The sequence below is a fragment of the Dietzia sp. PP-33 genome (assembly GCF_033790845.1).
In the GTDB taxonomy this organism is placed as follows: Bacteria; Actinomycetota; Actinomycetes; order Mycobacteriales; family Mycobacteriaceae; genus Dietzia.
This window is the reverse complement of record NZ_JAMYEI010000009.1, coordinates 93,223-115,345: the sequence shown is the minus strand read 5'-3', so window position 1 is coordinate 115,345 and position 22,123 is coordinate 93,223. Positions and strand designations below refer to the sequence as shown.

The following is a 22,123-nucleotide window of genomic DNA, read 5'->3' as shown; positions in this document are numbered from 1 at the left end:
CCGGGCCCGCTCAGGTTGCGGCCACCGCCACGCGGCGGCTCAACAGCGTCGCAAACTCCCTCGCCGAGCGGGGAGCGGCGAGTCGGCCGGCGTTGGCGTCGGCGAGCAGCGCGTCGACCGTCTCCCGCGCGCAGGTCTTGTTGGAACCGATGAACCCGCGCGGGCCGCGTTTGATCCACCCGACCACGTACGAACCCGGGACCTCGATCCCGCCGGGATTGTCGAGCACGCGGCCGGCGCGATTGGGGATCGTCGCCGTCGCCGGGTCGAACGGCACGCCCGGCACGGGGACGCCGCGGTAACCCACGGACCGCAGCACCAGGCCCGCGGGCAGGACCTCCTCCGACCCCGGACGGGGAACCGCGCGCACCACGCCGTCCTCGGCCGTCAGCTCGGTCCGGGCGATACGCAGTCCCTCCACCCGCTCGTCCCCGAGGACCTCCACCGGCGAGGTCTGGAAACGCAGGACGATCCGGGGCCTGTCCGGCCGCGGCGGGCGCGCGGCCACCTCGGCCAGGCACTCCAGGGTGAGCTGCCGCTGCCGATCGCTCTCCGCACCGGGGTCGATCCCGTCCGGGGCCTCGACCCGCAGGTCGATGTCCTCCCGCGAGGCCAGACCGATCAGCTCGGGGAGGGTGAACGCCGCCTGTGCGGGTCCGCGACGACCCAGCACCACGACCTCGCGGACACGGCTGTCCCGCAGCGCCGCGAGTGCGGTGGGCGAGATGTCGGTCCCGGCGAGGGCATCCGCGGGTGTGGCGAGAATCCTGGCCACGTCCAGCGCCACGTTGCCGTTGCCCACGATGACGGCTCGCTCATGGTCGAGCGGGACAGCCGTGTCCACATGGTCCGGGTGGGCGTTGTACCAGGACACGACCTCGGTCGCGGACATGCTCCCGTACCGATCGGTGCCCGGGATCTCGAGAGGGCGGTCGGTGCTGGCCCCGGTCGCGTAGATCACTGCGTCATGGTGTGCGGCCACCTCGTCGACGGCCAGGTCACGTCCGATCTCCACCCCCAGCCGGTAGGCGAATCCGGGCTGGGCCTCGATGAGGGCGAACAGGTCGGTGACCGACCTCGTCCGCAGGTGGTCGGGGGCGACACCGTGCCGGGCGAGCCCGTGGGGCACGGGCAGGCGGTCGAAGACGGTCACCTCGACGCCCGGCTGCCGGAGCAGCTCGTCGGCGGCGTACAGGGCGGCGGGTCCGGCGCCGACGATCGCCACCCGCAGAGGTTCACCGGCGGGGCCGGGGCCGCGCTCCAGGCGGCGGATCGGGGGGACCGGCGCCTGGGGCGGGTACGGGCGCGAGGGCGTACTCAGCACGGCGTTGAGGTCGAGGAACACCTGCTCGGTCGGGGCGAGCCGGTCGTCCGGCACGATCGCGCCCACCGGGCAGGCGCCCACGCATGCCCCGCAGTCCACACACACGTCCGGATCGATGTAGAGCATCTCGGCGGTGGCGAAGTCCGGCTCGTCCGGAGTGGGATGGATGCAGTTGACCGGACAGGCGTGGACGCACGAGGCGTCGGCGCAACACGCCTGGGTGACGACGTGGGGCATCAGGCGCCGGTCGAGTACGTGACGGGCGGCTCGCTGCGGTAGCGGGAGGCGCGGCCGTCGATCTTCAGCGCCCGCCAGACCCGCCGAGCGAGGGGGTTCATCAGGCCGGACTGTTCGGCGAGCATCCGGACGTCGGAGAAGAGGTCGGACAGGAACTCGCGGGACCGCGGGCTGCCCCAGTACAGCTCGTCGATGACCTCGCGGGGGACGTCGAACTCCTCGCGGAACTCCTTGGTCGGTTTGAGGATGGCGTCGCACAACACCCGCATGATCACGGGGAAGGCCAGGGAGACCGCGAAGGTCTGGCCGCGGCTCATCCGGGGCGCGTGTCGGGCGACGTAGGTGTGCGCGAAGGAGATGTGCCGCGCCTCCTCCGCCACATGGATCTCCATGATGCGGCTCAGTACGGGAGGGAGTTCGTCGGCCCCGCGCAGGATCTGCTTCTGGGTGTGGTCGATGGGCTCCTCGCCCGCGAGGACGCCGATGAAGAAGCCCACCGGGGTGAGGGACGCGAACCACGGGATGATCGGCGAGACCCGGCGCATCCAGCGCGGCAGCCCGGGTACGTCGGCGCCGATGATGTTGACGCCCTGCTGGAACATCTGGGTGTGGTGGCACTCCTCGGTCGCCTCGTGGGTGAGGTAGCGGAACTCGGCCGACCCGTTGTCCAGGTTCGAGATGTACTGCATGATCCCGCGGATCAGGATGTTCTCGAACTGCAGGCCGACCTTCATGATGTTGGCCTGGCGCCACAGGCCGATCTCGATCTGGGTCTCGACGGGCAGCGCCTGGTACCAGGGGTGGGCGCCCAGCGGGTCCACGGCCGCGGGCAGTACCCAGCGTTCGTCGCTGCGATCCACGCGGAAGTCGGGGTGGTCCCAGGGGACGTCGACGAACGCGTCGAAGTGGCGTCGGACCGATGCCTCGGACAGGCGGAGCAGCGTGGCGTCGTACTCCTGGCGGGACGTTGAGGGAGAGGGGGCGTGGGCGGGTGCGGTCATGGCGTTCCCTTTCGATACCGACATTGCGGGTCGGGCGGGAGACCAGCGATGTACAGAGTGACACCCGAGGTCTCTTTGTAACTGAGGCTAGACAGCGGGGACCTCTGTGTCAACGATCGGTCGTCAACCGCCTACTCCGCGTCGGGATGCCCCCGCCCGGCCCGGAGCTGCGGGCCGAGATGCCGGCGCGCGAATTCGCGCGCCACCTCGGGGTCGTCCAGGTCGATGGTCGTCGAGGGGGTGAGGACGAACGAGATGACCAGTCGGACGGCCACTTCGGCGGCCATCAGGAGTTCCTCGTGGGTCCGGGAGTCGTCGAGACTCGTGGCCATCTCGGAGGCGAGGAACTCGGCACTGCTGCGGACCAGTGGCTCGCCGCGGACGGTGAGATAGGGGAGGGCGACCTCGGGCTCGCTCTCGAGCAGCCGGTTGAGCAGGCCGTGGCCGCGCAGGGTCTCGACGGTGTACAGGAAGCCCTCGGTGAGCTTGGACTCCACGTCGTCGTACCGGTCGATCTCCTGTTTCAACCCGGCCAGGATGCGTCCGGATTCCCGGAGCAGGACGGCGTTGATCAGTTCCTGTTTGTTGGAGAACCGGCGGTAGAGGGTCATCCGTGACAGGCCCGATCGTTGCGTGATGTCCCCCATCGTCGACCGGGTCACGCCGAAGAGTTCGAACTGCCGCACCGCCGCGTTGAGGAGTTTCTCCCCGATCTCGTCAATGGTGCCGCTCGGCCCGTGGCGGTCCAGGGCGGCGCGGATGAAGGTCGCGGCGGTGAACGGCAGATTCGGGGCCATCAGTCGATTGTCCCCCACCGTGCGCGCTCGCGCCGCGGTGTGGCATGACCCGGTCTGGCGTCATCCGGTGCGGCGGGCCCGATTCATGCCGTCAGCCCACGAGCGCCCGCCGGATGGCGTCGTCGACCCCCGTCATCTCCCACGTCCCGGGGAACAGATCCGACGCCCGCCCGGCGGCCACCATGTCGTGTTGCAGACTCTCGATGAGCGGACCGACGGTGTCGGCGCCCTCGTCGACGAGGGGAGTCAGACCGGCCGCGACCAGATCCCACGGCACGCCGAGGACCGGCACCCGGACCGTGGGCACTCCGGCGATGCGGGAGAACCTGCGCAGCAGTGCGGGGTAGGTGAGCGCCTCACCGCAGCCGAGGTCACGGTGGCCGGAGCGGGGCGTGACCTCGAGCGCGCGACACAGGGCTTCGACGACGTCGCGTTCGGCCACGGGTTCCACGCGGCGGTGGCGCATCCACCGGGGCACCGGCTGGACGGGCAGCCGCTCGCACAGGGTGCGCAGCATCTCGAAGCTCATCGATCCCGCGCCGAGGATGATCCCGGCCCGCAGGGTGAGCACCGGCGTGGGCCCGGCCGAGAGCAGTTCCTCGACCTCGAGTCGGGACGCCATGTGCCGCGACAGGGGCCGACGCTCGTCACCGGACGGGGCGAGTCCGGAGACGTACACGCACCGGCGGACTCCCGCCGCGGCCATCGCCTCACGCATCGCCTCCGCGCCCGCCGCGTCCTCGGACCGGAAATCCGGTCCCGCCCCCATCCGGTGCACCAGGTAGACGACCGAGTCCACTCCGTCCAGCGCACCGGGCAGCGTCGCGGGATCGAGGACGTCGCAGCGCACCGGGTCCACCCTCCGGCCCCACCCGAAGGCGGAGGACCGCCGCGGATCGGTGAAGCCGGCGCGGACCCGGTGCCCGCGGGTCAGCAGGGCGGGCACGAGGCGCGACCCCAGGTACCCGCCCGACCCCACCACGAGGACGGTCATCCCTCGTCGAGGTCCTTCTCGACGAGGGCGGCGATCTCGGCCACGGCGTCCGCGTCGTCCCCGCTCACGGTGACCTCGGCGCCCTTCTCGGCACCGAGTGCCATGATCAGCATCGCGGACGCGGCGTCGGCCTCCTCGCCGTCGAAGGTGATCTCGATGTCCGTGTCGTACTTCTCGGCGGCCTCGGCGATGATCCCCGCCGGGCGGGCGTGCAGCCCCTCGGCGGATCCGACGATGACGGCTTTACTGGGCATGGTGTCTCCTTGGACGTGGTTGCTGGTGGGCTGTTCGGCCCGGGGTCAGGCGGCGGCCGCGGCGGGTTCCCGGGCCGGGGCGGGTGCTGGTGCGGGATCGCGGCGGGCGCTCTTGGCCAGCACCACGGCGGTGGTCGAGACCAGCATGCCCGCGAGGATGGCCACGAGGTAGCCCCACACCGGGTTGATGGCGAAGACCACGAACAGTCCGCCGTGCGGTGCGTAGGACTCGACCGAGAACGCCATGATGAGCGCTCCGGTCACGGCGCCACCGGCCATCATCGAGGGGATGACGCGGAGCGGGTCCGCGGCGGCGAACGGGATGGCGCCCTCGGTGATGAAGCTCGCCCCCAGCAGGAACGCGGCCCGCCCGTTCTCCTGCTCGACAGGGCTGAACAGCCGCTTGCGGACGACCGTCGCCAGGCCCATGGCCAACGGAGGCACCATTCCGGCGGCCATCACGGCGGCCATGATCCGCAGCGAGGCCGGGTTGTCGACGACGAGCCCGGCGGTGGCGAACGTGTACGCGGCCTTGTTGACCGGTCCGCCGAGGTCGAAGCACATCATCAACCCCAGGATGATGCCCAGCAGGATCACGGAGGAGCCGCTCATCCCGCCGAGCCACGACTCCATGGCGGAGGTCAGCGAGGCCAGCGGGCGCCCGAGCAGCAGGAACATGATCAGGCCGATCGCCAGCGAGCCGAGCAGCGGGATCAGGACCACCGGCATGAGGCCGGACAGCCAGCGCGGGGTCTTCCAGGTGGTCATCCACCGCACCAGGTAGCCGGCGAGGATGCCGGTGACGAGTGCGCCGATGAATCCGGCGCCGAGGGTGGCCGAGAGGGCGCCGCCGACGAAACCCGGTGCGATGCCCGGGCGGTCGGCCAGACCGTAGGCGATGTAGCCCGACAGGACGGCGATCATGAAGCCCATCGCCGCCTGGCCGATGGCGAACAGGACCGCGCCGAGGTAGAGCCTCAGGCCCGCGTGGGTGAGCATCTCGGCTCCGGCGGTCCCGGCGCTGACGATCTCACCGTCGAGGTACCAGACCTGCCCGGGCAGGTCGGTCAACGTGAACCCGGTGGCCACCTCCTCCCACACGAAGGCCACGTCGTACCCGGCGAGCAGGAACCCCAGCGCCAGCAGCAGACCGCCGGCCGCGACGAACGGGATCATGTAGGACACACCGGTCATCACCGCCCGCTGCAGCCCGCGGGCCCAGTGCTCGTCCGAGCCGGACCCGCCGGTGGAGGAGTCGCCGCCCGAGCCGGAGGCGGCGGCCACTCTACGGGCGTCGGGGTTGTCCGCCGCGGCCAGCGCCTCGTCGAGCACCTGCCCGGGCGAGTCGATCGCCTTCTTGACGCCGTACTCGACCACGGGCTTGCCGGCGAACCTCCCGCGGTCACGGACGCCGACGTCGGTGGCGAAGATGACGGCGTCGGCGGCCTCGATCGTGGCCGGCTCCAGCGGGGTCGCGCCGGCGGACCCCTGGGTCTCCACCTGCAGCTGCACGCCGCGCTTCTCGGCTTCCTGCGCCAGCGAGTCCGCGGCCATATAGGTGTGCGCGATGCCGGTCGGGCACGCGGTCACCGCGACCAGGCGCAGCGGCTGACCGCCTCCGACGTCCGTGCCGGTCGCCGCGCCGGTGGTGCCCGGGGTGGACGACGAGGGTGGTGAGTGCGACGACGACGAGGACTCCGCCGCCGGGGTGAGCACTCCCTGGATCACCGCGACGGCGTCCTCGGGGGTGGCGGCGGCCCGGAGCGCGTCCACGAACTCCGAGCGCACCAGGTTGCGGGCGAGGGTGGCCAGGATCTTGAGGTGTTCCTTACCGCCGCCGGCCGGGGCGCCGATCATCAGCACCAGATCCGCCGGGCCGTCCTTGGCGCCGAAGTCCACCGGCGGGTCGAGCCGGGCGAAGCCCAGGCTGGGTTCGGAGACCGCCTCGGATTTGCAGTGCGGGATCGCGATCCCGCCCTTCATGCCGGTCGCGGCCTTGCCCTCTCGGGCCATCAGGTCGGTCACCAGCGAGTCGAGGTCGTCGGCGCGACCCGCCTCGACGAGCGCTCCGGCCAGCGACCGGATCACCTCGTCCTTGGTACCGCCGAGATCGGCGTCGAGCCGCACCGTGGCGGTCTCGATGATCGGTTGGCTCATGGCCTTCCTCCGTGTTTTCTAGGTGTTCGAACGAGCGGACTCGGATGTGGGGGTTCGGACGGGGGTCTGACGTGGGGGTCGGATCAGTCGAGTCGGCGGACGGTGGCGCGGAACGTGCTGGGGTCGAGCCCCAGCGGTAGTCCGGTGCCGGCGAGCGAGGCCGCGATGCTCCCGTGGGAGACCGCCCACGCGAGTCGCTCCTGCGGTGGGGCTCCCCGCGCCTCGGCCAACAGGTAGCCGGCGAGCGCGGAGTCACCCGCGCCGACCGTCGACCGCACCCGGATGGCAGGTGTGGTCGCGAACCACGCGTTGTCGTCGTCGACCAGGACCGCTCCCGCTCCACCCAGGGTGACCAGCACGGTTCCCACGCCCGTGGCGCGCAGCGTGCGGGCGGTCTCCACGACGGGCGCCAGGTCGCCGTCCGCCGCGCGGCGTTCCAGCTCCACGCCGTCGACACCGGCGAGCTGGCCGAGCTCCTCGCCGTTGGGTTTGACCAGGTCCGGGGCGGCGGCGGGGAAGCGTGCGGCGAGGGCCGCCAGCGGTGCGTCGGAGGTGTCGACGGCGAGGCGGGCGCCTGCGGAGCGCAGGTCGACGACCAGGTCCGCGTAGAAGTCGTCCGGTACGCCCCTGGGCAGTGAACCGCTCAGCACCACCCAGGTGGCCTCGCGTGCGAGGCCGGTCACGTCCGAGCGCACGCGGTCGAGCGTCCCGGTGGTGGCGACGGGGCCCGGGGAGTTGATCTTGGTGGTGGTGCCGTCGGGGTCGGTCAGCGTGAGGTTGACCCGGACCGGGCCCTCGGCGGGGACGACGGTGGCGGGAACGCCGGTCTCGGCGCACATGGCGACGAACGGGTCGTGCGGCGGGGCGGGGAACACCGCCCTCGCCTCGATCCCGCCCGCGGCCAGGACCCGGGCGACGTTGACGCCCTTGCCGCCGGGGGAGTCGTGGGCCTCGGCGATGCGGTTGACCCCGCCGAGGGCGAGTGGTCCGGACAGCACCGCCGAACGGTCGACGGACGGGTTCATGGTGAGGGTGACGATCATGGCAGGACGACCTCGACTTCCCGGTCACGGAGGGCCGCGGCGAGCAGGCCCGTGGGTGGTGTGTCGGTGACGAGGACGTCGATCTGGTCCAGCCCCGCGAACGACACCAGGAACTCGTGGCCGAACTTGCTGGAGTCGGCCAGGACGGCCACTCGTCGGGCGGCGCGGCTCATGGCGCTCTTGACGGCGGCCTCGTCCGGGTCCAGCGTGGTCAGGCCGCGCTCGGCATGAAGCCCGTTGGTGCCGAGGAAGGCGATGTCCACCCGGATCGTGTCCAGGGCCCGCAGTACCGGCGCGCCCACGCATGCCCCGGTCAGACCGCGGACGGCGCCGCCGAGCACGTGGAGCCGGGAGGCACCGGAGCGGTGGAGGGAGTCCGCGACCGGGACCGAGTTGGTGACCAGGGACAACCCGTGCCCCTCGGTGGCCGGCTCCGTCAGTGACTCCGCCAGCGAGGCGGTCGTGGAGCCCGCGTCCAGGAGCACACTGCCCCCCGGTGCCGGGAGCAGGCCCAGCGCGGCCCGGGCGATAGCGGACTTGGCCGTGACGTTCTCCGCCCGGCGGGCGGCCAGCGTCCGCTCGACACGCCCACCCGGGATCGCGGGCACCGCCCCGCCGTGGGTGCGTTCGAGGAGACCCTCGGACTCGAGCACCGACAGATCGCGTCGGATGGTCTCGGCGCTCACGTCCAGTCCGGAGGCGAGATCAGCCACAGTGACGCGGCCGGACGCGGACAGCACCTCCGTGATGTGTCGCCGCCGTTCGCTGCCGTACATCGGGGCCCAACCCTTCTCCATGTGACCGATTGTGTTGGATTCTGCCCGATACGGTTGGAAAGTCAAGCGAAATTAGTTAGTCTCGTCACAATTTAAGGTGCATGCCCGGGCCGCCGAGCCCGATCCGCTAAGGAGCCCCTATGACACAGCAATCTCAGGTCGAGCCGATCATCCGGGGAACCGGTGTCGTGGCCGGCCTCGCCTACGGGGCCGTCCGGTGGGTCGGACGCGTCGAGGACGCCGCCGCCGGACCGGGCAAGGGGGGACAGGCAGAGGGCACCCCACCGGGCCCGCCGCCCGGCGAGGAGCAGCTCGAGCGGGACCGGGAGCGCTTCGTTGCCGCCGCCACGACCGTGGCCGGGCGGCTGGATCAGCGGGCCTCGCTCGCCACCGGGGTGAGCGCCGAGGTGCTGTCCGCCAACGCGGTGCTCGCCCGCGACCGGGGATGGGCCAAGGCCGTGGTCAAGGAGCTCAAGAAGGGGCTGGGAGTCGAGGCGGCCACGATGGCGGCCACGGAGACCTTCGTCGCGATGTTCACCAGGGTCGGCGGACGACAGGCCGAGCGCATCACCGATCTGCGCGACATCTGCGCCCGTGTCGTGGCCGAGCTACGCGGACTGCCCGAGCCGGGGATCCCCGAATTCGACGAACCGGGCGTGCTGCTGGCCGACGACCTCGCCCCCGCCGACACCGCCGGCCTCGACGCCGCCAAGGTCCTGGGGATCGTCATCGAGCACGGCGGCCCCACCTCGCACACCGCGATCATCGCCCGGCAGTTGGGGATCCCCTGCGTGGTGGCGGCGGCGGGACTGGCCGCGGTCCCCGACGGCGCTCGGGTGCTCGTGGATGCGGGCGCGGGGACGGTGACGGTCGATCCCGACGAGGACTCCGCTGTCGGGGCCGCCGCCGCGGACAAGCGGCTGCGTGACGTTGCGGCCGGGTGGACCGGGCCCGCCGTCCTCGCCGACGGTCACGAGGTGAGCCTGTTGGCCAACGTGCAGGACGCCGGCGGAGCCGAGGCCGCGGCGGCGGGACCGGCCGGCGGGATCGGGTTGTTCCGTACCGAGCTCGCGTTCCTCGACCGCCCCACCGAACCCTCCGCCGACGAGCAGGCGGAGCTGTACGCCCGGGTGCTCGGCGCCTTCCCCGCCGCCAAGGTGGTCACCCGCACCCTGGACGCGGGATCGGACAAGCCGCTGGCGTTCGCCGGGATGACAGAGGAGGACAACCCCGCCCTCGGGGTACGGGGCATCCGGGTGGACCTGATCGACCGCGGGCTCCTCGACCGGCAGCTCGACGCACTGGCCGAGGCCGGCCGGAGAGTCGGTGGCGAGCACTCCTCCCCGTGGGTGATGGCGCCCATGATCTCCACGGTGGACGAGGCCCGCGACTTCGCCGCCCGCTGCCGCGAGCGCGGACTGACCCCGGGGATCATGGTGGAGGTGCCCGCCGTGGCCGTGGCGGTGGACCGCTTCCTGCCCCACGTGGACTTCCTGTCGATCGGCACCAACGACCTCACCCAGTACGTGATGGCCGCCGACCGGATGTCCTCCGACCTGGCGGCGCTCACCGACCCGTGGCAGCCCGCGGTGCTCCGGCTCATCCGGTCGGTCGCGGAGGCGGCGGCCCGGGCGCCGGGCGGGCGGACCGTCCCTGTCGGCGTCTGCGGGGAGGCGGCGGCGGACCCGCAACTGGCCTGCGTGCTGCTGGGGCTGGGCGTCAGCTCACTGTCGGTGGCCACCGCGGCACTGCCGTTCGTCGGCGCAGCCCTGGGTGAGGTGACGCTCGAGCGGTGCCGCGAGCTGGCCGCACTGGCGTTGGACTGCGATACCGCACGCGAGGCCCGGGCCGCGGTCATGGCGGGCGGCGCCTGACCGACCCGCCGCCCCGCCCACCGCCGCCTCCGCTCACAGTCGTCCCCGCCCGCCGCCTCCGCCCGCCTCCGCCTCCGCTCACAGCCGCCCCCGGCGATGCACTCGCGCGTGCGCCGCGGTTCACGCGTGCGTACATCGCCAGGGGCGGCTGTGCTCCGGCCGAGCAGGCGCGGGAGCGGATGCCGGAGGTGGGCGGGCAGGTTCAGGGGCGGGAGTTCAGGCGCGGGAGCGGATGCCCGGTGGATGCTCGGTGGATCTGGTGGATGCCCGGGGGATGCCAAGCGGATGCCGGGGGATGCCGGGTGGGGTCCTATGCGTCGACGGTCTCCGACGTGCCCGACCTGGCCAGCGCCGCCAGCTGGCGGGTCGTCGCACCCGGCAGGTACGCCCGGCCGATCGCCACCCCGATCCGCGGCAGGTCTGCCTCGTCGCGGAAGCACAGGTACACGGGCTCGATCCGCGGGTTGAACTTGCTCTTGAAGTGGTGGAGCGACCGGAACCCGTAGTACGGCTCGAGCGCCTGACCGAGCAGATCCAGTCCGCGGTCGAGGACGGCCACCTCGTCGTCGTCGCCACTCCTGGCCAACGGGGCCCCGGACAACGAGACGAAATCGGCCCCCTCGTCCTTGAACTCGAGCGCGGAACGGGCGATGAGGAACTCGACCATGTTGTTGGCACCGGGCCCGTTGCGCTTGCGCATCACGTCCAGGGTCCAACCGCGCACGCCGCCGTCGGGCCCGCCGCGGTAGACGGGCAGCCAGGAGAGCGCGGCCTGCACGACCCCGTCGGAATCGACTGCCAGGGCGATGCGCACGTCGTCGTCGAGCGCCTCCTCGACCGTGCCCAGGGTGAAGCCCATCTCGGGCAGCTCCTTGTCCCCGACCCACTGCTCGGAGATCTCGCGCACCTGGCCCAGCACCGCGGCCGGTTGTTCGCGCAGCAACCCCGAGACGAAGCTGGTGCCGCCCTTGTCGGCCTTGTTCATGGCACTGCGGATCTTCTGCCACTTCTTGCCGGCGAAGGCCAGGTCGGGCAGGTCCATGATCGTGTCCTCGGCGATCTGCAGCGCGCGCCAACCGTGGCCGCGCATGGTCTCCGCTGTCTCGCCGGACACCGAGAACAGGCACGGCACGGCGGCCTGCGCCTCCGCGAACTCCACGAACTCGGCCAGCAGCCGGGCGCGATCGCCCGGAGCGGCGACCGGGTCGGCAAGCGCGACGACGGTCCCGACGTGCAAGCGGTAGCCCACCACGCCGGAGGCGGAACCGTCCGTGTCGTCTCCGCCGGGCCCGAAGAAGTAGTTCATCGGCTGCCACGTGATCATCCACGACATGGTGCTGCCGCCGTGCCGCCGGATCAGCGCGCGGACGCGGTCGATCACGTCGTCGGAGTGGACCGAGGAACCGGTGACTCGCCGGCGGATCCGGACCCCGAAGGCGCCCCGGCCGGCCACCAACAGAACCGCCTCGCCCACCCACAGCAGGCCGGTGCCAGCGGTCACGGCGCCGAGGCTCTCGAAGTCGGCCGCGACCACCAGGACCGTGACGACGAGGGTGACGACCGCGGTCAGCAGGGCGTAGACGAGCGCGACCAGCCACGCCGCCCGGTAACCGCGGCGGAGCAGTTCGGCCGTCACCGCGGCGATGAGGACGGACAGGAGCATGCCCGCCAGGCTCACGTCGTCGGCTTCTGTCGGTCCGAGGGGGCCGTCGGCCGGGACGAAGTAGACCACCACGTGCACGGCGGCGAGGAACCACATCCCCGCCGAGACGACCAACCGGGTCTCGCGCCGGGTCCGGGGCCGCAATCCCCGCTCGGTGCGGGAGAAGAACCGTTCCCCGATGAGCAGGAACACCGCGAAGGCGATGAGGTGCGTGAGGTCGGCCAGCCGCCCGAGGAACAGGAACGACACGATCACATAGCCGTAGAGGACCGCCCGCGCGCGCAGCCGCCACGGAGAGACGAGTGTGGCGGTGGTGGCGGCGAGGACGGCGATCACCGCGGTCGAGCACCCCACGTCGAGCACCACTGACAGTTCGGTGGCCCACTCCCAGCCGACGGCGTCCCCGGGGACGAGTACGCCGAACGCCCCGAGCACGCCGATGAGTTGGCCGCCGATCGCGACCAGGGCAGTCCGTGCGGAGCCCAGACGCCACTCGCCCACCCCGATGCCCACTGCGACCAGCACGAGGAGTGACACGTGTTGGAGAGGGGTCATCCCGAACCACGGGCCTGCGAACACGGTCCACCAACGGCCCCCCTCGAGCGCGGGGACGCCGTAGGCCACTCCCTCGAACCACGGGGCGGAGTGCGCGGCACGCCACAGGGTCTCGAACACGACCCCGGTCACGAGCAGGGCGGCGAGCACGATCGCGGTGACAGGGAGGCGGCGTGCGGCGCGCGCGACCGTCCCGGCGGCGGTGGCGAGGGGGGAGGGCTCCCCGGGCTCGTCGGTCTTCTCGGCGATCTGTTCGGTGCTCATGGTGCTCCCGTGGGCGGCGCGCGTGATGGGGCCACCGACGCCGGAGAGGCGAGGCCGGTGGCCGAGGCCGGTGGCGGACGGGTCAAGTATGCGCCCGGTGTGGCCGGACAGGGGGACATTCTCCGCCGTCGACGAGCGATCGCTTCCCGTTGCGCCTGGTCCACGTGTCTTGTGTCAAGTGCTTGCGCTGCCTGGCCGCAGGTGTATGGGCGAGACGGTGAGGCCGGTCGATCGCGGGCACCCACGATCCGCGTACCCACCCGGTCAGGGGTCGCCCCGAACCCCTGGGTCTCGTCGGAACGGATCCGTAACGTAGGCGGAGACCTCGAGCGATTCACGGAGGTGCCGGTTCCGAGACCGGGCGTGAGGAGGCTGTTGCGACCATGGTCCCGAGTGGCCCCGGCCTTGATGGTGCCGACCCTCGTCAACGCCGACTCCCCGACGATGGGTCTCCCGCTCCGGTGACGATGCCGCCGTCCGACCGGGCGTCGCGAACCCACCCGGCGACCGGGGTCCCCCCGCGCCCCCGACTGCTGGCCATGCTCTCGGGTCCTGAGCGAATTGTGGTGGTGCACGGTCCGCGGCTGTCAGGCAAGACCACACTGCTCGGTCAGTGGCGTGCAGCCGACGCCTCACGCGCCGTGGACACCGCCGGAGTGCTGGACCCGGTCCCCGACCTGACCGGGGACCGCTACTGGCAGCGGGTCGCACACTCGTTGAGTTCGAAGCGCCGGGAGTACGACGATCGCTCGATCCCACCGATCGATCCCGCCCCCGTCGACCTGCCACGCGGTCACTTCGACGAGGTGAAGAGACTGGTCCGGTCATGGCGCGGCCCCCTCGTCCTGGTCCTCGACGACCTCCACCTGGCCGGAGACCCGGAGCCGCGCGCCCGAGAGCTGCTCCAGCACGCGCCGCCCGGTGGGCTCCGCGTCATCGCCGCCACGCGAACGGCGATGAGTCGGCACGGGTCGTCCGGAGCGCCCGCGGACACGGTGTCCGTCACCCCGAAGGACCTGCTGCTCACGGATGTCGAGCTCACGGCCGCGATCGACCATGCGGGGGTCACCGCGACCGATCGGATCCAACTCGGTGCGATCGCTGTCGAGACCGGCCGGATGGCCGGCCTCGTGGATGTGGGAGTGGACGCGCTGCGGTCAACGGGCTCGTCCCGAGCGAGCCCGGTCGGCCCAGTCCGCCGGGGGATCGACCGCGTCGTCGTCCGGGTCCTGGCCGGTGATCCGGAGCTGGTCGGGTACCGCGAGGACATCGTCCGGACCGCGGTGGCCACACCACTGACCGAGTCGGCGGCCGCGGTGGCGATCGGCGGGGACGGCGAGGGCGAGGGCCAGACCACGGTCATCGACCGGCTCGCGGCGTTCGAGCGGCACGGACTCGTCGTCCGGGAGACCGATGCTCCCGAGCCCACCTGGTGTTATCCGGATCCGATCAGGGCGTCGATCCTCCGCGTGGCGAAGGCCGAGACCCCGGGCCTCCTCCGCGACACCCGGCTCGCCCTGTCGGACCACTGGCTCGAGCTCGGGCGACCTCACACCGCGTTCGTCCACGCGATCGACGCCGAGAACTGGGACCGCGTTCTGGAGATTCTGCGGAACCACTGGAGAACCCTCTACACCACGACCTTCCTGCAGATGGACGGCGATCTCAGGCGCATTCCCGTCGACATCCTGGACAGCGAACCACTGTTCGGCAGCCTGCGGAGGATGCACAGTCAGTTCTCGGCGCCGAAGGACAGCCCGGCCCGGCCTCCGAGCATCGAGACGTCATCTGACGTTCCGGACGATGCCGAACGGCTGATGCGGATGATCTCCCTACGCATCGACGGCCGCTTCTCGGATGCCGCCGCCGAGTGCGGTCCGCTGAGCCGGATCCCGGAGCCCGAAGCCTCGACCCGGTCGGCACGGGACGGCCCCGCGTTCGCCTTCCTCCACGTGGGCCTGAGCCTGATGCTGGTGGGTCGATTCGATGACGCCAACCAGATGCTCCGCCGAGGCCACCGACTCGGGTCCGGCACCTTCATCGAGCGGGACGCGGCCGGCAAGCTGACACTGGCGAACGCCGTCCTGGGGCACCTCGTGGACGCCGAGTCCTGGTGGGACGAGGAGCGACGGCACCCGCAGTTGCCGCCCGACTCGGAGCTCGTGGTCCGGCCCGCCGGGATGATCGGCGCGGCGCTGGCCCGACTCGATCGTCTCGACACCGATTCGGCCATCGGCCTGATCACCGACCTGGGCGCCCCGGCGGATCGGGAGGAACTGTGGGGCTTTGCTCTCTACGTGTACGGCCAGATCGCCCTGACCACCGGGACCGCCGCGGACGGGCTCCGGTACGTCGAGCACCAGATGAGGAGGTTTCCGGGGTGGTGCGGCAACGGCGCGGTGGCCGGGCCACTACTCGACGCGGTCCGCGCCGACCTCCACCTGGCGCTGGGCAGGTCCGACGCGTCCACCGAACTGGTGGGTGACTCCTCCCACCCACTGACCGCGCCGGTCCGGGCCCGAACCAGGTTGTACGACGGCGATCACGATGGGGCGCTGGAGCTCGTCCGGCGCCATGACGGGGATCTCCGATGCACACAGCGCGATTCCCTGGAGTTGAACCTGGTCGGTGCCGCGGCATCGGTCGGGATCTCCGCACGGCGGGACGCGGTGCGGTATCTGGAGCGTGCCGTCACCACGTCCACGCTCACCGGGGTGGTCCGACCCTTCACGACGCTTCCCCACACGACGATGGCGACACTGGCGGAACTGGGCCCCGAGCTTCCGGTGGCCGCTCACGGGACCGGCACCGGTTCTCCCTCGTCACCACACGAGGTCACCGCGCTCACCGGACGTGAGCACGCCATCCTCCGGAGCCTCGAGACCGGGGACTCCATCAGTACGATCGCCGACTCGCACTTCGTGAGCGTCAACACGGTCAAGACGCAGCTGCGCTCGGTGTACCGGAAGCTGGGTACGCGCTCCCGGGGCGCTGCGGTGGAGAAGGCCCGCAGGCTCGGACTCCTCTGAGCGCTGCCCCTCGCGCGCAGCTGCGGGCGCGCCACCGGCTCGTCGCCGCCACCCGAGGGTCTGGTCGCTTGTTCAGTTCCACGGCATCCGGGCGGGGGGAGGGGGACCACTGGCCACGCAGCACGTCACGGCGGTCTCACCCGCGATCTCACCCGGGTGAAAACGCGCTTGCGGTGGTGTCACACCGCCGATTGTGAATTAGCGTCCACGGAGATCGCATCGACCTGCCGACCGGAGGAGAGACCGTGTCCTGTTGTGTGCCACCCGTCATCGCCGTCCGGACCGGCACCACGGAGTCCGTTGCGGAGGACCTCCCGGGCCGCTCGTCCGTCCTTCCGCCCGTCCTTCCGCTCTCGTGACCGAGAGCGCGTGGTCGGACTACGTCGAATGGTCGGGCCTGGACGAGGCTCGACTGGCCGAGATCCTGCGGGACCGTGACGACGCCGGCGGAGCCGCGTCCTCCCGACCCGGAGACGGGTGCCGGGTCCATTCCGGTTGACCCGGTTCAGAGTCGGCGGGATCCGGCCAGGGCGGGCCCGGAGAACAGTGCGATTCCCAGGATGAATCCGAAGTCGTACCAGTTGCCGTTGTTGCCCACCTCGTAGATGGTCACGGTGTCGGTGAACAGGGAGATGACGAACGTGACGGGGAGGATGAGCCCGTGCCAGAGTCCCCACCAGAACCCCAGACCGTCAGGGGTGACGTCAACGTTCGGCCCGGCGGCGCAGGCGCCCAGGACCAGGACGACGACGAGGAGGACTCCTCCGGCCACGCCGGCCCGTCTCCGGGTGCTCACGTCCGCCGGCCTCTGAAGAAGTAGAGCGCCGGCCCGACGAAGTTGATCGCGATGATCGCGGCCCATTTCGCCTTGCTGCCCCGCACCTGTTCGGCGGGCCGGAAGGCCAGGTCGGTCCAGGCGGAGACGGCCGTCGACACCTGCACGGACGCCAGCGCCAGAACGGCGGCCCGTTGGGCGTCGGTCAGGTCTTTCCACGTAGTCGTGATCATGAGTCCTCCTCTTGTCTCGGGTGGGGTCAGTGACTGGTGCGGCCGCGTCGCGACCGGAGGGTGGGAGGGAGCGCGCGTTCGGCGACCACGCCGGTGATCGCGGAGTAGACGGCCTTGTGTAGCACGTCCACCACCTGTTCACCTGCGGGCCAGGTCGTCGGGGGTGCCCCGACGCCGGTCGCGTTCTCCACGGTCTGGTCGACGCCCAACCGGATGATCGTGTGCCAGACGGTCGCGTGTGCGCCGCGGATACCGGTGGCGGCCCATATCCCGCGGACGGCCCCGACAGTGGCACCGGTGCCGAAGTGCATGAGGTGGTTCCACCCGTCGGAGCGGACGTCGTCCCCGGGGCGTCGGCCCAGCATCGTGAGCAGGGCGCGCGCCGGGACGTAGGAGTTGGGCCTGCCGGTGATCGCCTGCTCCGCCTTCTCGCCCACAAGCATCAGGCCCGCGCCGACGAGGCCGGCGACGGCTCCGGTTCCTGCCGCGCGGGCGATGCGGGCTGCTCGCTTCTCGGTCATGATGTCTTCTCCTCGCGGGGTTTGCGGACGTGGGTCGGTGCTGAGCTCCGTGCACGCGACGGGTTGCGGGGCAGCAGACGGCTACGGCGATCCGGAGTGGGATACCAGCCGCTGAACAGCAGGACGAGCAGCGCGAGGTCCAGAACCTCGCCGCCGTAGAACATGAGTTGCGCGCCCGCCCGTGCCGCCGCGGCGTCCACCCCGGCAGGGGGGTGCCCGTACAGCCACCTGCCCAGGACGGAATGTGCGGCGATGAACAGGACGAGCACAGCCGCCCGGGTGCGGAATCCCGCGCGGTGGGGGTTGGGATCGGGACCAACGATCGCGACCGTGAACACCACCCCCGCGAGGAACACGTGCATGTGCACCGCCACGTGCACGGGTAGAGAGTGGTGCATGATCTCGTAGAGCTCGGTGGTGTACAGCAGCCACAAGCCGCCGGCGTTGAGGACACCCGCGACGACGGGGTGGGTGAGCACCCGCGCCACCGTCGACCGCAGTGCCGTGGACACCAGGCGGGCGTGGGCGGGGCGCAGTGTCCGCAGAGTGAGGGTGACCGGGGCGGCCAGCACGAGCAGCAGCGGCCCCAACATCCCCAGCAGCAGGTGACCGGCCATGTGCGCGGTGAAGTCGTGGCGAGCTGCCGCTGCGAGGGGGCCGATCAGTGACACCGTGAGACACACGAGTCCGCCGATCCACATCGCGGTGCGGTGGAGCGGCCACGGTCCCCGGGTGCGATGTCGGTGGACCCCCACGAGGTAGAGGGCCAGGGAGAGGCCGAGTAGCGCGGCCACGACGGACTCCGGGATCCACCACGCGGTGGTCCCGTGCTGTGCGTGGTCCGGGCGCACCGGGGATCAGTCCCGCGTCCGCCACAGGATGAGCAGACCCGTGAGCAGCAGGATGACCGCCGAGCCGATCCACACCAGGTCGTACACGACCAGATCCACGCCGTAGCGGATCTGGTGGATCCGGAGCAGCTTGTGGAACACGATCCCGTCGAACAGTTGGAAGAAGCCGACGCCCGTGAGTACGGCGCCGGACCAGCGCCCCCACGGGACTACCACGCGGTGCCTGATGTCCCCCAGCATGAACAGCCCCCAGACGGTGATGAGCCAGGTCGCGCCGTGGAACAACCCGTCCGCCAGGAGGGCGACGTTCGTGGTGGAGAGGTCGTAGAAGTGGTGCCACTGCAAGAGAAGGTGGAAGACGAAGAGGTCGATCACGGACCCGGCGACGCCGCAGCCGAAGAGGAACCCGGACAGGACGAGGCGCCGATCGACCCCGAGGTCGGCGTCAGGATTAGCGGTCGGTGTCGGTGCCATAGGGGCCTCCTCTCACGCGGGGGGTTTCACGCCGGTGCGGGTTGGTCCCCGCCGGCTTTCTCCTTCTCCCATTCGGCCCGATCCCGCATCTCCCGGGGCCGGAAGTAGAACAGCCCGGAGAGCACGGCGACGAGGAAGACCGCGAGCATCACGAAGAACAGGGGCCACACACCGGTGAGGAAGATGATGGGCACCGCCATCGCGGTGATGAGCCCGCCGCCGAAGAACGGTTCAAAGACGAGCTGCTTGTAGCCGAAGGCCTCGAACGCGGGGCTCTCGGCCTCGGGGTCGACCACCCGCATGAGGATGAGGCCGGTGGCGGTGACGCCCATCGACTGGCCGAAGTCACCGATGCCGCGCTCGAACCAGTAGCGGCCGATGATCCGGGGCGCCAGCCACAGGAAGATGCTGACGTTGACCACGATGCCGGCGACGGCGAGGATCGTGAACGCGCCGATGTTCTCCCCGATCGCCTGCAGGGAGAGCGTCCCGATCGCGGCCACGATGAGGAAGTCCAGCGCCCACCCCTGGATCCTCAGCATGATCTGGGGGTCGATGACGTGGGCCACCCCGGCTTTGGTGGCGATCACCTGGACGATCACGCCACCCAGCAGGGCGATGGGGAAGAGCGGGACGTAGGCGAAGATCTCAAGCGGTGTGTTCTCGTCGAGCATGACCGACGCGTAGGTCGCCTGCTCGATCCAGCGCAGGCCCTCGAGGATCCCGAGGCCGATCAGGATGGCCACGGTGACCAGCGCGACGTGCAGCGACAGCGGTTCGACGGAGGAGGGGCGGGAGGTCATCTTGCCGGCCGAGTAGTACTCGTCCTCCCGGAACAGGCCCTTCTGCTCCTCGATGGACATCTTGGCGCTGCCCTTGACGAGTTCGGTGCGGTCGGTGCGGACGCCCCAGTTGATGAGGGCGATCCCGATGATGACGCCGCCGACGATGCCGACGGTGGCCATGCCCACCGCGAGATCAGCGCCCTCGGTGAACCCGAGTTCCTCGAACACCCCGCGCATGCCGGCGGCGGTGCCGTGACCGCCTTCGAACCCGATCTCGATGAGCGCGCCCGTCATGGGAGACGCCGCCAGGAGCGGGACGAGGATGAGTGCTGCCAGGAGCAGGCCCACGACGTACTGCCCGGATCCGAGCGCGACCCCCAACGAGAGCTGCGGGCCGACGAGTCTGACCGCGCGGCTGGGCTTGGGCAGCTCCTGGCCGAGGAACATGGTGGCAAAGATGACGCTGATGAGCAGTCCCGGCAGGACGGACCAGACCTCGACCATCTGCTCGGTGAACAATCCGTTCTCTCCCCAGGGGCCGCCGATCCGGCCCAGCACCTCGGGACCCAGCAGCAGCAACAGCGCCCCGGCGACGATCGAGCTGGGGAGGAACAGGGTCTGGACGATCCCCACCTTGACGCGGATGATCTTGCCGATCAGTAGCGCCAATCCGAGTATGAGTAGTGCGAACCCCACCGCGTTAGCTGACATGGCACGACCTCGGTTTCCGTTCGATACCTGCGGCGCGGACGCCGGCTCGCCGAGTCCTGCAGTGCGATCGGCGTCCGACGCGTCACCCTTGACGGCGAATCTAGTCCGGTGTCGGGTGCTGCGAAGGGTTTCCACGCCCGACCGGTCGGTGTGTGACTAGGTTGGGGGCACGCCACGAGGACTGGAGAACGACATGGCCGGAAGGCTCGAGGGCAAGGTCGCATTCATCACCGGAGTGGCCCGGGGCCAGGGGAGGGCGCACGCCGTTCGACTCGCATCCGAGGGGGCCGACATCGTCGGTCTGGACCTGGCCGGCCCGCTGCCGGACGCGGTTCCCTATGACCCGGCCACCCCCGAGGACCTGGCGGAGACTCGCCGGTTGGTCGAGGAGCAGGGACGACGCGCGCTGCTCTCGGTCGGGGATGTGCGCGACCTCGAGGGGATGAGGAGGATCGTCGACGACGGCGTGGGCGAGCTCGGCCGCCTGGACGTCGTGGTGGCCAACGCGGGGATCTGCACCCCGCAGGTGTGGGACGCCATCACCCCGGCCTCCTTCGCCGACACCATCGACATCAACGTCACCGGGGTGTGGAACACCGTCATGGCCACGGCCCACCACGTGGTCGAGGCCGGTGGCGGGTCGATCATCATCACCAGCTCGTATGCAGGGAAGAAGATCCAGCCGTTCATGGTGCACTACACCACGTCCAAGCACGCGCTGGTCGGGATGACCCGGGCGTTCGCCGCCGAGCTCGGCCCCGGGAACGTGCGAGTCAACAGCATCCACCCCGGCGGTGTGGCCACCCCGATGGGCGGCGGCGACATGGTGGGCCAGTTGGAGGAGGTCGGGGCGACAAACCCGCCGCTGAACCTGATGGGTTCGACGTTCCTCGAGCAGGTCTATGCGGAGCCGGAGGAGATCTCGAACGTCGTGGCGTTCCTGGCCTCGGACGAGTCCAGGTTCATCACCGCCGAGCACATCAGCATCGACGGGGGATCGCAGTACTTCTGAGGCATCATCGACGAGTGACTGAGAAGACGAGTGACTGAGAACCGGTGGAGAGAGCTGTCCGAGTGGCCCCTGATGGCGGCGGCGGTCGCCTTTTTCGCGGCCTACGCGGCGATGGTCCTCGCCAGGCCGGCCGGTGCGGCGCTCGTGGCGACCGAGGTCGTGATGTGGGGGACCTGGCTGCTCTTCGCCCTGGACTTCGGGGTGCGGCTGTTCCTGGCGGAGCGGCGGGGGCGGTGGATGTTCACGCACTGGTACGAGGTGGCGGTGATCGCGCTCCCCATGCTGCGTCCACTGCGGTTGCTCCGGCTGGTGACGTTGCTGAGCGTCCTGCGCCGCTCGGCCGGCACCGCGGTGCGCGGCCAGGTGATCGCCTACGCGGCGGGTTGGACGACGATCCTGTTGGTCGTGTCCTCCCTGGCGATGCTGGACGCCGAGCGCGGGGCCCCCGGCGGGTCGATCGAGACCTATGGTGAGGCGCTCTGGTGGGCGGTGGTCACGGTCACGACGGTCGGATACGGCGATGTCGCGCCGGTGACCCCGGTGGGCCGGGTGATCGCGGCGGGTCTGATGCTGGCCGGGATCGCTCTGCTGGGTGTCGTCACGGCCACCCTCGCCTCGTGGATCGTGGACCGGGTCAGCGAGCAGGACGAGGCCAACCAGACCGCCACACAGGCTCAGGTCAGCCGGCTGTCGGCGGATATCGCCGCGCTGCGCGAGGAGCTGAACAGGCTGGGTCCCGCACCGACACCGGTCGCCGGGCCGGAGACCCCGACCACCCGGTGACGACAGACGT

At 70.9% G+C, this 22,123-nt stretch carries 20 protein-coding genes; 5 read left to right on the top strand and 15 right to left on the bottom strand.

Going from position 1 to position 22,123, the window contains the following annotated elements:
* Positions 1-10 precede the first annotated feature (10 nt).
* From NJE57_RS15775 to NJE57_RS15740, 8 genes are all read right to left on the bottom strand, one after another.
* Positions 11-1,561 (bottom strand): FAD-dependent oxidoreductase, encoded by a 1,551-nt coding sequence (locus NJE57_RS15775; RefSeq protein WP_319029469.1) that lies wholly within the window; start codon positions 1,559-1,561, stop codon positions 11-13.
* Positions 1,561-2,562, bottom strand: coding sequence for a diiron oxygenase (locus NJE57_RS15770; RefSeq protein WP_319029468.1), 1,002 nt, complete (start codon positions 2,560-2,562; stop codon positions 1,561-1,563). Before NJE57_RS15770 ends, NJE57_RS15775 begins: the two co-directional genes overlap by 1 nt.
* 131 nt (positions 2,563-2,693) lie before the next feature.
* Positions 2,694-3,359 (bottom strand): TetR/AcrR family transcriptional regulator, encoded by a 666-nt coding sequence (locus NJE57_RS15765; protein ID WP_319029467.1) that lies wholly within the window; start codon positions 3,357-3,359, stop codon positions 2,694-2,696.
* 91 nt (positions 3,360-3,450) lie between these two features.
* Complete coding sequence (locus tag NJE57_RS15760; RefSeq protein ID WP_319029466.1) at positions 3,451-4,353, bottom strand: NAD(P)H-binding protein; 903 nt, start codon at positions 4,351-4,353, stop codon at positions 3,451-3,453.
* On the bottom strand, positions 4,350-4,607 hold the full coding sequence (locus NJE57_RS15755) for an HPr family phosphocarrier protein (RefSeq protein WP_319029465.1): 258 nt from the start codon (positions 4,605-4,607) through the stop codon (positions 4,350-4,352). The genes NJE57_RS15760 and NJE57_RS15755 overlap by 4 nt, the downstream gene beginning before the upstream one ends.
* Positions 4,608-4,652: 45 nt before the next feature.
* Positions 4,653-6,764 (bottom strand): fructose-specific PTS transporter subunit EIIC, encoded by a 2,112-nt coding sequence (locus NJE57_RS15750; RefSeq protein ID WP_319029464.1) that lies wholly within the window; start codon positions 6,762-6,764, stop codon positions 4,653-4,655.
* 83 nt (positions 6,765-6,847) lie between these two features.
* Complete coding sequence (locus NJE57_RS15745) at positions 6,848-7,807, bottom strand: 1-phosphofructokinase family hexose kinase (protein WP_319029463.1); 960 nt, start codon at positions 7,805-7,807, stop codon at positions 6,848-6,850.
* Positions 7,804-8,604, bottom strand: coding sequence for a DeoR/GlpR family DNA-binding transcription regulator (locus tag NJE57_RS15740; RefSeq protein WP_319029462.1), 801 nt, complete (start codon positions 8,602-8,604; stop codon positions 7,804-7,806). The genes NJE57_RS15745 and NJE57_RS15740 overlap by 4 nt, the downstream gene beginning before the upstream one ends.
* 119 nt (positions 8,605-8,723) lie before the next feature.
* On the opposite strand from NJE57_RS15740, the gene NJE57_RS15735 reads away from it, so the two are divergent.
* Positions 8,724-10,457, top strand: coding sequence for a putative PEP-binding protein (locus NJE57_RS15735; RefSeq protein WP_319029461.1), 1,734 nt, complete (start codon positions 8,724-8,726; stop codon positions 10,455-10,457).
* Positions 10,458-10,767: 310 nt separating this feature from the next.
* Here the strand turns inward: NJE57_RS15735 and NJE57_RS15730 are convergent, their stop codons facing one another.
* The gene (locus tag NJE57_RS15730) at positions 10,768-12,939 is read right to left on the bottom strand and encodes a bifunctional lysylphosphatidylglycerol flippase/synthetase MprF (RefSeq protein WP_319029460.1); all 2,172 of its coding nucleotides are present in this window, start codon (positions 12,937-12,939) and stop codon (positions 10,768-10,770) included.
* Positions 12,940-13,478: 539 nt separating this feature from the next.
* On the opposite strand from NJE57_RS15730, the gene NJE57_RS15725 reads away from it, so the two are divergent.
* Entirely contained in the window at positions 13,479-15,968 is a 2,490-nt protein-coding gene (locus NJE57_RS15725; protein WP_319029459.1) for a helix-turn-helix transcriptional regulator, read from the top strand.
* 355 nt (positions 15,969-16,323) lie between these two features.
* Entirely contained in the window at positions 16,324-16,467 is a 144-nt protein-coding gene (locus tag NJE57_RS15720) for a hypothetical protein (RefSeq protein ID WP_319029458.1), read from the top strand.
* Positions 16,468-16,473: 6 nt separating this feature from the next.
* On the opposite strand, the gene NJE57_RS15715 is transcribed toward NJE57_RS15720, so the two are convergent.
* From NJE57_RS15715 to NJE57_RS15690, 6 genes are read right to left on the bottom strand one after another with little or no spacing between them, the layout of a single operon-like run.
* Positions 16,474-16,764 carry a hypothetical protein gene (locus NJE57_RS15715; RefSeq protein WP_319029457.1) on the bottom strand — a complete coding sequence of 97 codons (291 nt, stop codon included), beginning with the start codon at positions 16,762-16,764 and terminating at the stop codon, positions 16,474-16,476.
* Positions 16,761-16,976: a PLDc N-terminal domain-containing protein gene (locus tag NJE57_RS15710; RefSeq protein WP_319029456.1), complete on the bottom strand. Its 216-nt coding sequence runs from the start codon at positions 16,974-16,976 to the stop codon at positions 16,761-16,763. Before NJE57_RS15710 ends, NJE57_RS15715 begins: the two co-directional genes overlap by 4 nt.
* A gap of 26 nt (positions 16,977-17,002) precedes the next feature.
* Complete coding sequence (locus NJE57_RS15705; RefSeq protein WP_319029455.1) at positions 17,003-17,497, bottom strand: hypothetical protein; 495 nt, start codon at positions 17,495-17,497, stop codon at positions 17,003-17,005.
* On the bottom strand, positions 17,494-18,348 hold the full coding sequence (locus NJE57_RS15700) for a cytochrome c oxidase assembly protein (RefSeq protein WP_319029454.1): 855 nt from the start codon (positions 18,346-18,348) through the stop codon (positions 17,494-17,496). Before NJE57_RS15700 ends, NJE57_RS15705 begins: the two co-directional genes overlap by 4 nt.
* 6 nt (positions 18,349-18,354) lie before the next feature.
* Positions 18,355-18,822 carry a DUF2243 domain-containing protein gene (locus NJE57_RS15695; RefSeq protein ID WP_319029453.1) on the bottom strand — a complete coding sequence of 156 codons (468 nt, stop codon included), beginning with the start codon at positions 18,820-18,822 and terminating at the stop codon, positions 18,355-18,357.
* A 26-nt stretch (positions 18,823-18,848) separates the two neighbouring features.
* Positions 18,849-20,318, bottom strand: coding sequence for a sodium/glutamate symporter (locus NJE57_RS15690; RefSeq protein WP_319029452.1), 1,470 nt, complete (start codon positions 20,316-20,318; stop codon positions 18,849-18,851).
* A 193-nt stretch (positions 20,319-20,511) separates the two neighbouring features.
* Between NJE57_RS15690 and NJE57_RS15685 the strand changes: the two genes are divergently transcribed.
* Together NJE57_RS15685 and NJE57_RS15680 are read left to right on the top strand one after the other, a co-directional pair.
* Positions 20,512-21,330 carry a mycofactocin-coupled SDR family oxidoreductase gene (locus tag NJE57_RS15685; RefSeq protein WP_319029451.1) on the top strand — a complete coding sequence of 273 codons (819 nt, stop codon included), beginning with the start codon at positions 20,512-20,514 and terminating at the stop codon, positions 21,328-21,330.
* A gap of 30 nt (positions 21,331-21,360) precedes the next feature.
* Complete coding sequence (locus NJE57_RS15680) at positions 21,361-22,113, top strand: potassium channel family protein (protein ID WP_319029450.1); 753 nt, start codon at positions 21,361-21,363, stop codon at positions 22,111-22,113.
* The last annotated feature ends 10 nt before the right edge of the window (positions 22,114-22,123 follow it).

Bases quoted from the DNA above. Each gene is read 5' to 3' on its own strand.
- NJE57_RS15725 (WP_319029459.1), top strand. From the start codon at position 13,479: ATGCTCTCGGGTCCTGAGCGAATTGTGGTGGTGCACGGTCCGCGGCTG.
- NJE57_RS15775 (WP_319029469.1), bottom strand. From the start codon at position 1,561: ATGCCCCACGTCGTCACCCAGGCGTGTTGCGCCGACGCCTCGTGCGTC.
- NJE57_RS15730 (WP_319029460.1), bottom strand. From the start codon at position 12,939: ATGAGCACCGAACAGATCGCCGAGAAGACCGACGAGCCCGGGGAGCCC.
- NJE57_RS15695 (WP_319029453.1), bottom strand. From the start codon at position 18,822: ATGGCACCGACACCGACCGCTAATCCTGACGCCGACCTCGGGGTCGAT.
- NJE57_RS15750 (WP_319029464.1), bottom strand. From the start codon at position 6,764: ATGAGCCAACCGATCATCGAGACCGCCACGGTGCGGCTCGACGCCGAT.
- NJE57_RS15735 (WP_319029461.1), top strand. From the start codon at position 8,724: ATGACACAGCAATCTCAGGTCGAGCCGATCATCCGGGGAACCGGTGTC.
- NJE57_RS15755 (WP_319029465.1), bottom strand. From the start codon at position 4,607: ATGCCCAGTAAAGCCGTCATCGTCGGATCCGCCGAGGGGCTGCACGCC.
- NJE57_RS15760 (WP_319029466.1), bottom strand. From the start codon at position 4,353: ATGACCGTCCTCGTGGTGGGGTCGGGCGGGTACCTGGGGTCGCGCCTC.
- NJE57_RS15770 (WP_319029468.1), bottom strand. From the start codon at position 2,562: ATGACCGCACCCGCCCACGCCCCCTCTCCCTCAACGTCCCGCCAGGAG.
- NJE57_RS15705 (WP_319029455.1), bottom strand. From the start codon at position 17,497: ATGACCGAGAAGCGAGCAGCCCGCATCGCCCGCGCGGCAGGAACCGGA.
- NJE57_RS15765 (WP_319029467.1), bottom strand. From the start codon at position 3,359: ATGGCCCCGAATCTGCCGTTCACCGCCGCGACCTTCATCCGCGCCGCC.
- NJE57_RS15685 (WP_319029451.1), top strand. From the start codon at position 20,512: ATGGCCGGAAGGCTCGAGGGCAAGGTCGCATTCATCACCGGAGTGGCC.
- NJE57_RS15740 (WP_319029462.1), bottom strand. From the start codon at position 8,604: ATGGAGAAGGGTTGGGCCCCGATGTACGGCAGCGAACGGCGGCGACAC.
- NJE57_RS15745 (WP_319029463.1), bottom strand. From the start codon at position 7,807: ATGATCGTCACCCTCACCATGAACCCGTCCGTCGACCGTTCGGCGGTG.
- NJE57_RS15710 (WP_319029456.1), bottom strand. From the start codon at position 16,976: ATGATCACGACTACGTGGAAAGACCTGACCGACGCCCAACGGGCCGCC.
- NJE57_RS15690 (WP_319029452.1), bottom strand. From the start codon at position 20,318: ATGTCAGCTAACGCGGTGGGGTTCGCACTACTCATACTCGGATTGGCG.